This is a genomic window from Pseudomonas sp. MWU16-30316, assembly GCF_020515645.1.
In the GTDB taxonomy this organism is placed as follows: domain Bacteria; phylum Pseudomonadota; class Gammaproteobacteria; order Pseudomonadales; family Pseudomonadaceae; genus Aquipseudomonas; species Aquipseudomonas cerasi.
Genome location: NZ_JAIZAZ010000001.1, coordinates 1,347,569 through 1,359,787 on the forward strand (window position 1 = coordinate 1,347,569; position 12,219 = coordinate 1,359,787).

Below are 12,219 nucleotides of genomic sequence, written 5' to 3' on the forward strand. Positions count from 1 at the left end.
GATGTACGGCATCCATCTGCCTGATGCGTCACACCTCACACCTCGCCAGGCGTCGCTGCATCAGGCGTTCACGCAGCGTGTCGTAGGCCCAGTTGAACAGCAGGGTATAGGGCAGAAACATCAGCAGCAGACCGATGTCCAGCCAGAACGCTTCCATCAGGCTGATTGTCAGCCACCATGCGGCCAGCGGCACCACGGCCAGAATCAGTCCGGCTTCGAACCCCGTTGCGTGCAGGATGCGGACCGTCAGGTTCATGGTAAATCCGCAGCGGTTGCGCAGACGGTCGAACAGCGCGTTGTAGGTCATGTTCCACAACATGGCGATGGTCGAGATCATCACCGTCATGGCCCCCATCATCGCCAGCGATTGGTCCATCAGCCAGGCCAGCAGTGGTGCGACCAGAATCACACCGCCGATCTCGAACAGCGCGGCATGCAGCGCCCGCTCACGCAGGGTTTTGCTGGCGAGGCCGGGTTGCCGGTCGGTGTGCGGTTGGTTGTTACTCATGACTACGCTGTCCTTGGTGCTGATGGATGGCAGTATTATCATCGGTGTTTGCGTTAAGCTGAAAATCAGTACCATCGGTTAAACCGATATGAGAGCGCCATGAGTTATTCACCAGAAGCCCTGGAAGCCTTCGCCCAGATTGCCGCGCTGGGTTCTTTCAGCGCCGCCGCACGCCGTCTGGGCAAGAGTCAATCGACCATCAGTGAGGCGATCGCCCGCCTGGAAATCGACCTGGGGCTGGAGCTGTTCGACCGTTCTTCCAGGCAACCAGTCCTGACCGAAGCGGGTAGGGTGATGCTTGGCCGTGTCGATGATCTGCTGTGCGCCTCGGACCGGCTGCGTCGTGCTGCCGCGCGGCTTGCAGCAGGCGTCGAGCCGCGGCTCACGCTGGTGCTGTCGGATGCCAACCAGTTTGCTGATTTCGAGCGGCTGATGACCGAACTCGATCAACGCTTTCCAGAGCTGGAGATGGAATGCGTGTTCGCCGAGCATGGCGACGCCATCAGCCTGGTGCAGTCGGGCAGGGCGTCGCTGGGGCTGCTGTCGGCGCAGGCCAGCTACCCACCGGAAATCGGTCACGCGACCATCGATGAAAGTGCCGATTTCGGTCTGTTCGTGTCGCACAAACATCCGCTTGCCGCGCTGGAACGGGTCGATTACCAACAGTTATCCCGCTATCGCGCCTTGCGCCTCAATACGCTGATCGAGCACAGCATCCCCACCGACGACTTGCCCACCAGCGGCCATCGGCATTGGTCGGCACCCAATTACCTGCTGTTGATGGACATGGCTGCGTTCGGCTTTGGGTGGTCGGCATTGCCGCGCTGGCTGGTGTCGCGTTATTCGGGCGGACTGCTCAAAGAACTGCACGTCTCCGGTTGGCCGCGGCGCTCGGCGGTGGACGTCATCTGGTCATTCCAGCGCAGCCTGGGGCCTGCGGGCGCGTGGCTGCTGGAGTCGCTGGTGCCGTTCGCGGGAGAGTGAGACGGGTTTAAGCGAATTCCTGTACGCCACAAGCCCTTCCAACCTCGCGACTGCAACAGAATCCCGCTATAAAGAGTGCCTGCAACCCGACGGCAGAAGGAATCAGGCATGGCTTTCGATTGGCACTCCGACCTCATCACGCGTGATACGCCGGTGGATGACACCTATCGGAACACGCAGAATGTGAGGCGTTTCATGACCGGGCAGTGCGGGGCGTCGTTCAGGTTCGATCGGCCATTCATGGCATGGATCAACAATGGCGAGCCCAAGAACATGGGGCAAGTCGCGGACCAATGGTTGCGCCTGCATGCCGCAGCTTCGGCGTCTAACTGATATCACGGGTCAATCGGGATCGGTACAGCGTGGCCCCTGTACTCGTGAATGTTGTTCACAAAAGTACCTATCGCGCTGACTGGGTCAAAAAACCAGAATTTCTGAGCTCAAAACGCCATTATTTTTGCATGCGAGCGGTTTTTCTCGTAGCGTGCTCGTGCCGCCCCGCATGACGGGAAAGCGGCGCAACCAATACCTCAGGTGCCGCCGCTTTGACCCCGACAGATTTACAACATCTCCAGAGCCGATTGGCGGCTCTGGAGCAGGAAAATGCCTCGCTTAAAGAGAGCCTGAGCGTCACCGGTCGGGAGGCCGAATACGCCCTGGCCCAATCCCAGGAGCGCTATCGTTTTCTGTTCAACGCCATGGATGAAGGCTTTTGCATCATTGAGTTCTTTGACGGTCCACACGGCCCGCTGAGCGATTACATTCACGTCGAAGCCAACCCGGCCTACGAGTACCACGCCGGCATTTCCAACGTGGTGGGCAAGAAGCTGCGCGAGATGGTTCCCGAGGAGGCTGATGGCTGGCTGGAGTTTTACGGCGACGTGTTGCGGACCGGCAAGCCGATCCGTTTCGAGCGCGAACTGGTGGCCACAGGGCGCTATCTGGCCTTGACCGCGTTTCGCATCGAGCCGGCCAGCCGCAAGCAGGTCGCGGTGTTGTTTCAAGACATCACTGAACGCAAACGCGCTGAACTGGCGCTCAAGCAACTGAACGAAACTCTGGAAGCACGCATTATCGAAGCGGTGGCCGAGCGTAATGTGCTGGCCGACGTCGTCAACGGCACCAATGCGTTCATTCATGTCGTCGACTGCAATTTTCGCTGGATGGCCATCAATGGCGCTGCCCTGCGCGAATTCGAGCGTCTGTTCGGTGTTCGGCCGCAGGTGGGTGACAATATGCTCGACCTGCTCGACGACCGGCCGCAGAGCAAGGCTGATCTTGAACGGCGCTGGACGCGTGCGTTGGCGGGCGAAGAGTTCGCCGAAAGTGTCAGCTTCAGTGACTCGAACGATCCGGCCAGCCATTTTGAAATACGTTACAGCACGCTGCGCAATGCTCAGGGGCAGGCCATTGGGGCCTACCTGTTTGCCTACGATGTCAGCGAACGGCTTCGCGAGCAGGAGCGCCTGAGCCAGGCTGAGGAAGCCTTGCGCCAGTCCCAGAAGATGGAAGCCGTAGGCCAGTTGACGGGCGGTATCGCCCATGACTTCAACAACCTGTTGACCGGCATCACGGGTTCGCTGGAACTGCTCAAGACACGGGTGAGCCAGGGCCGTTTCAATGAACTGGACCGCTACATAGGGGCTGCGCAGGATGCCTCCAAACGTGCGGCGTCACTGACTCATCGATTGCTGGCGTTTTCGCGCCGGCAGACCCTTGACCCCAAGCCGGTCGACGTCAACCGATTGGTCATCGGCATGGAAGAGCTGATTCGTCGTACGGTCGGACCGCATATCACTGTGGAGGTGGTGACCTCGGTCGGGTTGTGGTCAACGTTCATCGATGCACCGCAGCTGGAAAATGCCTTGTTGAACCTGTGCATCAACGCCAGGGACGCCATGCCGCGCGGCGGGCGAATTACCATCGAGACAGCCAACCGCTGGATTGACGAGCGCGGCTCACAAAGCCGCGATCTGATCCCCGGGCAATACCTGTCGCTGTGTGTCAGCGACACCGGTACAGGCATGTCGCCCGAGGTCATCAATCGGGCCTTCGACCCTTTCTTTACCACCAAGCCACTGGGGCAGGGTACGGGGCTGGGCTTATCGATGGTGTACGGTTTCGTGCGCCAGTCCGGCGGGCAGGTGCGTATCTATTCCGAGCCTGATCAGGGCACGAACATGTGTCTCTACCTGCCGCGTCATTACGTTGGGGCACCGGAAGAGATCGAGGCTGCAGATGCTGCTGGATCGGCGCCTGTGCAGACCGAGCGTACCGTGATGATTGTCGACGATGAGCCGACCATCCGCATGCTGGTGGCCGAAGTGCTGGAGGATCAGGGCTACATTCCGATCGAGGCGGGCGAAGGCGCATCTGCGCTCAAGGTGCTGGAGTCCGATGCGCGTATCGACCTGCTGGTCACTGATGTCGGGTTGCCGGGGGGTATGAATGGCCGGCAATTGGCCGATGCCGCACGCATCATTCGACCCGACCTCAAGGTGCTGTTCATCACCGGGTACGCTGAGAACGCCATCATTGGCAACGGCCATCTGGATCCGGGGATGTGGGTGCTCACCAAACCCTTCACCATGGAAGCGTTTGCCAGCCGCATCTACGAAATGATTGAGCGCGAAGACTGATTCCAGCAGCCGTCAGCGGGTGGGCGGCGCCTGGAATTCACCCTTGGACAAGCCTTCCACGTCATTGCCCATGCTGTCACGAATGCTCAGGTCTGCGCCCTTGTCGGTCAGCTCCTTGAGCACTTCGGTGCGTTTGAACAGGGCGGCGTACATGGCTGCGGTCTGCCCGGCATTGTTGGTAAGGTTCGCACCGCAATCTGCCTGAACCAGACGCTTGGCGATGCTCAGTTCACCTTTGAAAATCGCACCCATCAGCGCCGTATTGCCGCGATTGTCCTTGGCGCAAGGGTCTGCTCCGGCATCTATCAGGCGTATCACCGAGTCTTCATGGCCGTGATAGGCCGCGAGAATCAAACCGGTATAGCCTTGTTCATCGCGGATGTTAAGGTCGTAATGAGCCTCGATAAACGTGTCCAGCATCGGGTTGTTGCCTTCACGGGAGGCGTCGAAAAACAGCGTGCGCAGCTGGCTGGCCGTCTGTTCGGCAGTCAGCTCCGGGGGCGGTGGAGTGGGGGTCGTTGTTGATGTCGGTGGTGTGGCGTTCGCGGCTGCGGCGAACAGCAGCAAGCCATAGATCAGATGCTTCATGGGCGTTCTCCTGACGGGAACCGTCCCGGCGACTGAGCACCGGGACGGGGTATCAGATCATCAGTCCTTGAGGCTTGCAGCCAGGGACTTGACCTTGCTCAGATCGCCTTTGGCGACTTCGGCTACCCGAGTGCCGTAGTCCGGATCTGCCTTGTACAGGTACGACAGCATGATGTTCTTGCTTTCAGTATCGGTGTCGGCCAGCGACTCGCCGAAGCTCTGCACCAGGTCAGTCTTCTCTTTCGCGCTGTAGGAGCGATACAGATCACCCGCCTGCTTGAAGTTCTGCTCACGCGTGATCTTCGCCTGCTGGGTAGTGCCACTGAGCGGCAGTTCGCTGTAGCGCGCCTTGTCATCCGCTGGACGAGGTTCCAGACGGCTCGGCTCATAGTTGACGCCGCTGGTGGTGTGGCCAGTGTTCAGCGCACCGTCCTGATTACCGTTGTTGACCGCAACCTTGGGCTGGTTGACAGGCAGGCTCAGACCATTCGCGCCAAGGCGATACATCTGGGTGTCAGCGTAGGAGAACACACGGCCTTGCAACAGGCGGTCCTCGGAAGGTTCGATACCTGGAACCAGGTTGGCCGGGGCCATGGCGACCTGCTCGGTTTCCTGGAAAAAGTTATCGACGTTCTTGTTCAAGACCATCTGCCCGATCTTCTTCTCGGGAACGTCCGGCCAGATCTTGGTGGCGTCCAATGGATCGAAGTCGAATTTCGCCAGCTCTTCAGGCTTCAGGACCTGAACGTACAAATCCCATTTCGGGAAGTCCCCCTTTTTGATCGCACCAACCAGGTCGTTGGTCAGGTGGCTGTAGTCCTTGGACTGGACTTGAGCGACTTCCTTGGGATCAAGGTTCTTGATGCCCTGCAGGGATTTCCAGTGGAACTTGACGTAGTGCACTTCGCCCTTGGCATTGACCAGTTTGTAGGCGTGTACACCGTTGCCATCCATGAAGCGATAGCCTGCTGGGGTGCCCTCGTTCGAATACAACAGGGTCAGCGTACGGGTGGCTTCCGGTACGTGGGAGAAGAAGTCGAAGCGACGCGAGTCGTTGTCCAGGTTGGTACGCGGATCAGGTTTGAACGCGTGGACCATGTCCGGGAACTTGATGGCATCACGAATGAAAAACGTCGGGAAGTTGTTGCCAACCAGGTCCCAGTTACCGTCAGCCGTGTAGAACTTGGTGGCGAAGCCGTGCGGGTCGCGCAGGGTTTCAGGCGAGTGATTGCCGTGAACCACGGAGGAGAAGCGTACAAATACCGGCGTCTTCTCACCGGATTTGAAAACGGTCGCCTTGCTCAGATCACTGATGTCGGCAGAGGCCGTAAACTCGCCTTTGACGCCGGTGCCGCGGGCATGCACGACGCGCTCGGGGATGCGTTCGCGATCAAAGCGCTGCAGCTTTTGCAGCAACTGAACGTCTTGCAGCAGGACAGGGCCCTGGGCGCCTGCGGTCTGAGAGTTCTGATTGTCGCCGACGACGGCGCCATTGTCGCGGGTCAGGGTGTCGGCTGCATAAACGGTCGGAACAGTAATCAGACCGGCTGCAGTCAGGCACACCATGTGTCTGGACCAGTTTAATAACGGCATTTTGAATCCCTCATATTTTTAGTAGGCCGGATAATCTTAGGCGCGTGAGGGAAATGCGGTGATTATAAAAATATATTGGGGTGATTGAGATAAATACTCGAACAAAAGGTGGACCCGGTAACGGATGTTTGTACCGAGTTGGCCTGATGCGTTGATTGCACGTTCGGTCGCTGTAAATCAAGTTATATTTCCATTTTTTTGCTAGTTATGCATCCCTTTGAAAAAATTGGATTTTTATTGAATGTCAACAGTCATTAAACTTCCTTGTATCCTCTTACTCAGGTAGATGTGAATCATTATCAACTTTATTATTTGGTAACAGACTGGCGACTGTGGTGTGTGCTGGTACGATCGTACCGATACTTGTGGTGGTCTTTCGGGTGGATGGCTATTTGATATTCTTTTTTTAAAATCATCGTATAAGTTGCAACTAAGTTGGCGCGCTGCAGCATGCTGGCAATATGACAATATCGGTCCTGAGTGCCTCGACGCGCTATCATGTGGCCACATCCCGTACAAACACACCTATTAATGGAGCCCCTTGTCCCATGTCGACGATCATGCTGCTGAAAACCCCGCCGCCGGAATTCATCCGTAGCCAGATCCAGCAGATGGTCGTCGACTACGTGACGGACATCAGTCTGGTGGCGATCGCGGCGAGCAACCCGCTGTACAACCTTTACCAGTACGGCGTGGGGTATGAGGTGCATTTGTACCTGAATGCCATGGACGGTTCGCAGCAGCTGACCGTGGAGCTGATCGTCGCGCTGGACGATGAAGACCCCGAAACTGTAGTGGGGTTTTTGCTCTATCTGCCTGTGCAGGACGATCCGCAGGCCTGCGCCGTAGCCTACATGGCGGTGCGCGACAGCCACCGCCGTCAGGGCATCGCACGCTCGATGCTGGAGAAAATGACGAGCCGCTATCCGCACGCAGAGCTGTATTGCGTGGTCGGCAAAGTCGCGTATTTCGAGGTAATGGGCTTTCAGGTGCTGGGCGCGCGTGGTCCGCAGGTCATCATGAACACGCGTGATCACGGTACTGACGGTCTGCTTGCGGTCATGGATATCGCGCCCATCTACAACTCGGTCGAAGTGCGGCAGATCCACGCTTACCTGCTCAAACAGCACGGCAAAAGCGCGATGGTCGATGCGGAGAAGCAACGCGATCGCCATCTGGACCGCATGACTCTTGAAGCGAGAACGTTCGCCGAGCAACGTCTTGGCAATGATGGCCTGGCAGCCGGCGCATCAAACACCGTGCGGCTGCACTGATAACGAACAGGATTTGCGAACGGGGCGGTGCCGATAGAAGGCAATAATCGCAGATCTGCGACTTGTCAAAGTTTTTCTATCAAAAAGCGAGGAGGTCGGGAACGATCCAAATGAGGTGAAGTCATTATGACATCATCGCTGTTTGATCAACTCATTCCGGCACTGACATCACTCCTCATTCAGCAACAGGTAAGCCCCATGAACGTCCTGCGTCAGTCCAAATTTTCTACCAAGCTGCTCTCCGCTTTCATCATCTGTGCATTGATTACGCTGGCCGTCGGCGCCTTGGGTATGGTGGGCGTGACACGCCTGGCCAATGCCCTTGAGCTGACCTTCTCCAACAACCTTGTCTCGGTCAGCAACACCAATGAAGCGCTGACCAGCTTCACCGCCCACAACCGCGGGCTTTACCGTTTGCTGGATGCGCAGGATGGCGGTGTTTCCGAAACGGACAAGGATCGAGTTCGTCAGGCGTTGAGTGATGACCTGGCCCGTGCGCAAAAAGTGTTTGCGATCTACCGCGCCACGCCTCTGGAAGATGACGAGCGCGCCGCCGGTGACCAGTTGGAACTGATGCTGCCCGCGTACGTTTCGAGCTCTCAACAGGTTGTCGACCTGATGAAGGCGGGTAATTACGAGGCTGCCCGGACCCAGTTGAACAGCCTTTCCTCGGAAAGCTTTACCAAGGTGCGCAGCTATCTGCGGATCATGATCGATTCCAACAACCGTCAGATCAAGGAAGGCGCAGCCGCTGCTGCCGACCTGAAGGCCAGTTCGGTATTGATGCTGGAGATTGGCGTGGTGATTGCTTTTCTGGTGGCCATCATGCTCGGCGTGCTGATTACCCGCATGATCACCCGTCCTTTGGCTGTCGCAGTCGCCAGTGCTCAGCGCATTGCGGGCGGTGACCTGACCCAGCCCATTGTTTCCAACAGTGGCGATGAGGCCGGACAACTGTTGAACGCGCTGTCCGACATGCAGGGCGGTCTGAAAAACACCATTCAACAGATTGCCAGTGCCTCGGACCAGCTGGCTTCCGCTGCCGAAGAACTGAGTGCCGTCACCGATGAAAGCACCCGCGGGCTGACTCGCCAGAACGACGAAATCCAGCAGGCGGCAACGGCCGTCAATCAGATGACTGCCGCAGTGGAAGAAGTGGCGCGTAACGCGGTATCCACGTCTGAGGCTTCGAAGTCTGCTACAGACGATGCCATCGATGGCCGTGGCCAGGTCGATCACACGGTCAAGGGCATCACCACCATGGTCCATGAGATCACCGCATCCACTGGCGCTGTGTCCGAGCTGGCCGGGCATGTCCGGGAAATCAGCAAGGTGCTTGACGTTATTCGCAGTATCGCCGAGCAGACCAACCTGCTGGCCTTGAACGCCGCCATTGAAGCTGCACGTGCTGGCGAACAGGGTCGTGGTTTTGCGGTGGTGGCTGACGAGGTTCGGGCTCTGGCGCACCGTACCCAGGCATCGACAGTGGAAATCGAAGGCATGATCAGCACCGTGCAATCGGGTGCTGACGGCGCGGTTGCGGCGATGGGCAAGAGCCTGTCACTGGCCACCAACACGCAGGAACTGGCCCAGCGTGCGGGCGCGGCGCTGGAGAAAATCACCCAGGGTGTTGCAACCATCAACGAGCGCAATCTGGTCATTGCCTCTGCTTCGGAAGAGCAGGCCCAGGTGGCTCGCGAGGTGGACCGCAACCTGCTCAACATTCAGGACCTGTCGACCCAGAGCGCTGCGGGTGCCAACCAGAGCAGCGCGTCCAGTCAGGAACTGTCGCGACTGGCCACCTCGTTCAATTCACTGGTGGCCAACTTCAAGCTGTAAGTCGCTCCCAAGAGGCATTGTCTGGCGCACGTCCTGGCCCGATCGGTTGTGAAATTCCGGTCAGGCATAAAAAAGGCGTTGCGCCCGACCGGGTCATTTCGCGCATCATAGGCGGACTCAGCCCGAGAGAGACTTTTCATGCCTGTCATTCATTACTTTCTGCGCCTGTCGCTCCCGCGAGTGTCGTTAGCCTTTCTGGCCGTGTTGTGCTCTGGTGTGTTTGCCAGTGCTGCGCTGGCTGGCGACGAAACGCAACTGATCGAATCCCTCAATGCCTATCGCAGCCAGGCACAGCGCTGTGGCGAGCAGGTGTCCACGGAACTGCCGCCGCTGACCAGCGACGCCCGTCTGGTGCTGCCGGCCAGTGGCAATCTGGACCTGCAACAGGCGTTGACGCGCGCTTCCTACCCAATGGTCACTGTGCAGGCGATAAGCCTGTCCGGTCCGAACAATGCAGACGCTGCACTCAAGGCGGTTCTGGAGAGTTTCTGCCGCGTGGTGCTGGACCCGCAGTTCGTCGACATCGGTGTCAGCCGCGAAGGGCGAGACTGGCGTATCGTGCTGGCGCGCTCACTGGTCGCGTCGCGTCTTGGCGACTGGCAGACAGAGGGGCAAAAGATTCTGGAAATGATCAACAATGCCCGCACTCAGGCACGTCAGTGCGGCCCACAATCCTTCGCCGCTACCACGCCGCTGGCCTGGAACCTGGTTCTAGGGACCGCTGCGCAACGTCATTCCCAGGCGATGGCCAATCAAAACTTTTTTGACCACAAGGATCGTGACGGCCGCACGCCTGGCGACCGCGCTGAACTGGCCGGGTATGTGGGACAGCAGGTGGGCGAGAACATTGCTGCCGGCCAGGACAGTGCGCGCAAGGTGGTGGATGGCTGGCTGCTGAGCCCGGGCCACTGCGCCAATCTGATGAATCCGGATTTCCGCGAGCTGGGTGCAGCCTACGCGATGGACCCCAAAAGTGACGCAGGGATTTACTGGACGGCAATGTTCGGCACGCAGCAGTAGCGTCTAGCGCTGCGCCAGTGGCTGGCAAGCCTGGGCAGACCATTCGAAGGAGAGATGCCGGGAAGCGAGCTTCCCGGCAGAGGGGCTTAAACGCGGAATTGCCTGGTGAGACGGTTCAGGCTTGAAGCCAGGGTCGACAGTTCGGCAGTGGCGATGGCCGTCTGATTGGAACCCTCGGACGTCTGGCTGGACAGATCACGAATGCTGACCAGGCTTCTGTCTACTTCTCGAGCGACCTGAGCCTGTTCTTCAGCTGCGGTGGCAATCATCAGGTTACGTTCATTGATCTGGCTGATGGATTCGGTGATTTCGAGCAGCGCCTTGCCGGCACCATTGGCCATCTCCAGTGTCTTGTGGGCCTGAACGCTGGTCTGCTCCATTGCGCTGACAGCATTGCCGGTGCCGGTCTGAATCGAGCCGACCATCTGTTCGATTTCACGGGTCGATTGCTGAGTACGATGCGCAAGTGCCCGGACTTCGTCCGCAACCACGGCAAAGCCCCGTCCGGCTTCACCTGCGCGGGCTGCTTCGATGGCCGCGTTGAGTGCCAGCAGGTTGGTCTGTTCGGCGATGGCCCGAATCACATCCAGCACCTTGCTGATATCCGTCGCCATGACGGCCAGGCCCTGTACCTCGGTGGACGTAATCTGCACCTTGGAAACCATCAGGTTGATCGCCGTGACGGTCTCATCGACCTGAGCGCGCCCGGCCATGGCGGCAGTGCTGGATTGCGAGGTCACCTCAGATGCCGATGCGGCATTACTGGCTACTTCTTCCACCGCCGCGCTCATCTCGTTAACGGCCGTGGCTGCCATTTCGATCTCGTTGGTCTGGCGCTGAATGGTGCGCGATGCGTCCTCCGTGACGGCATGCATTTCCTCGGAAGTGGCAGCCAGCTGGGTGGAGGAGTCGCCGATCAGGGTCAGGGCATTGCGCAGGTTGGCCTGCATGGTGGCAAGTGCGGCAATCAGTTTCGCCGCCTCATCAGTGCCATGCTGCGGAATATCCTTGCTCAGATCATTGGTGGCGATGCGTTGCGCGATACTCAACGAATCGCCAATCGGGCCAGTCAGGCTGCGGGTGTACATCCAGGCAAGGAGCAGCGTGGTAATGACGCCCACGGCGATGAAAATACCCACCACCCACAGCGTCTGCTGATAGGCAGTCTGAGCGGTATCACCGGCTTTCTCGGCTTTGGCGTCGTTGACGGTCCTGAGTTTCTTCAGTCCGGCTTCAACCTGATCGGCCGCGCTTTTCATTTCGCCATTGGAGGTTGCCACTGCAGCTTCCAGATTGCCGGCGGCCACCGAGGCCAGGTAGCGATCCTGTGCCACCTGATACCCGGCCTGTGCCTGGGACAATTCATCGAATGCCTGGCGTCCTTGCGGAGTCACGATCAATTTGCCGAGGGCGTCAAAATAGCCGGCGATCAGCGAACGAGACTGCTGGATATCGCTGAGCGCCTTGGTCTTTCGGTCCTGCGGTTCAATCGGATTGCGCACTCGGGCGTTGTTGCCCCGAATACTGACAAACTCCCGATCAATCGACGCGAGCTGTTTCACGCTCGGAAGCACATTGGTCTCGATGAATTTTTCCGCAGCATTGAGCTCGGCGGCCTGACGCAGGGCGAGCAAGCCCAAAGCAATGATCATCAGGCAGAACACGCCGAAACAGAGCGTCGAACGAGCGGCCAGGTTAAGTTTTCGCAGGATCATAAGTGTTTCTCCGAAGGGGTAATCAGGTATCGCCCTCATTCGGATTAACTTGGCCGTAA

At 58.5% G+C, this 12,219-nt stretch carries 10 protein-coding genes; 6 read left to right on the forward strand and 4 right to left on the reverse strand.

What is annotated here, in order from left to right:
* Positions 1-28: 28 nt before the first annotated feature.
* Entirely contained in the window at positions 29-508 is a 480-nt protein-coding gene (locus tag LCH65_RS06260; RefSeq protein WP_003436242.1) for a multidrug/biocide efflux PACE transporter, read from the reverse strand.
* Positions 509-607: 99 nt separating this feature from the next.
* Between LCH65_RS06260 and LCH65_RS06265 the strand changes: the two genes are divergently transcribed.
* From LCH65_RS06265 to LCH65_RS06275, 3 genes are all read left to right on the forward strand, one after another.
* Positions 608-1,492: a LysR family transcriptional regulator gene (locus LCH65_RS06265; protein WP_003436246.1), complete on the forward strand. Its 885-nt coding sequence runs from the start codon at positions 608-610 to the stop codon at positions 1,490-1,492.
* A gap of 108 nt (positions 1,493-1,600) precedes the next feature.
* On the forward strand, positions 1,601-1,825 hold the full coding sequence (locus LCH65_RS06270; RefSeq protein WP_003370358.1) for a DUF6434 domain-containing protein: 225 nt from the start codon (positions 1,601-1,603) through the stop codon (positions 1,823-1,825).
* 212 nt (positions 1,826-2,037) lie between these two features.
* Positions 2,038-4,131 carry a PAS domain-containing protein gene (locus tag LCH65_RS06275; protein ID WP_032609924.1) on the forward strand — a complete coding sequence of 698 codons (2,094 nt, stop codon included), beginning with the start codon at positions 2,038-2,040 and terminating at the stop codon, positions 4,129-4,131.
* Positions 4,132-4,143: 12 nt separating this feature from the next.
* Here the strand turns inward: LCH65_RS06275 and LCH65_RS06280 are convergent, their stop codons facing one another.
* Positions 4,144-4,719 (reverse strand): ankyrin repeat domain-containing protein, encoded by a 576-nt coding sequence (locus LCH65_RS06280; RefSeq protein ID WP_003370362.1) that lies wholly within the window; start codon positions 4,717-4,719, stop codon positions 4,144-4,146.
* A gap of 60 nt (positions 4,720-4,779) precedes the next feature.
* The gene (gene katB / locus LCH65_RS06285; protein WP_003370364.1) at positions 4,780-6,285 is read right to left on the reverse strand and encodes a catalase KatB; all 1,506 of its coding nucleotides are present in this window, start codon (positions 6,283-6,285) and stop codon (positions 4,780-4,782) included.
* Positions 6,286-6,860: 575 nt separating this feature from the next.
* On the opposite strand from katB, the gene LCH65_RS06290 reads away from it, so the two are divergent.
* From LCH65_RS06290 to LCH65_RS06300, 3 genes are all read left to right on the forward strand, one after another.
* Positions 6,861-7,586 carry a GNAT family N-acetyltransferase gene (locus LCH65_RS06290; RefSeq protein WP_003436258.1) on the forward strand — a complete coding sequence of 242 codons (726 nt, stop codon included), beginning with the start codon at positions 6,861-6,863 and terminating at the stop codon, positions 7,584-7,586.
* Positions 7,587-7,784: 198 nt separating this feature from the next.
* A complete protein-coding gene (locus LCH65_RS06295; protein WP_032609943.1) occupies positions 7,785-9,425 on the forward strand; it encodes a methyl-accepting chemotaxis protein in 1,641 nt (546 codons plus the stop codon).
* Between the two features lie 138 nt (positions 9,426-9,563).
* Complete coding sequence (locus LCH65_RS06300; protein WP_003370372.1) at positions 9,564-10,445, forward strand: CAP domain-containing protein; 882 nt, start codon at positions 9,564-9,566, stop codon at positions 10,443-10,445.
* An 86-nt stretch (positions 10,446-10,531) separates the two neighbouring features.
* Here the strand turns inward: LCH65_RS06300 and LCH65_RS06305 are convergent, their stop codons facing one another.
* On the reverse strand, positions 10,532-12,160 hold the full coding sequence (locus LCH65_RS06305) for a methyl-accepting chemotaxis protein (protein WP_054081600.1): 1,629 nt from the start codon (positions 12,158-12,160) through the stop codon (positions 10,532-10,534).
* Between the last annotated feature and the right edge of the window lie 59 nt (positions 12,161-12,219).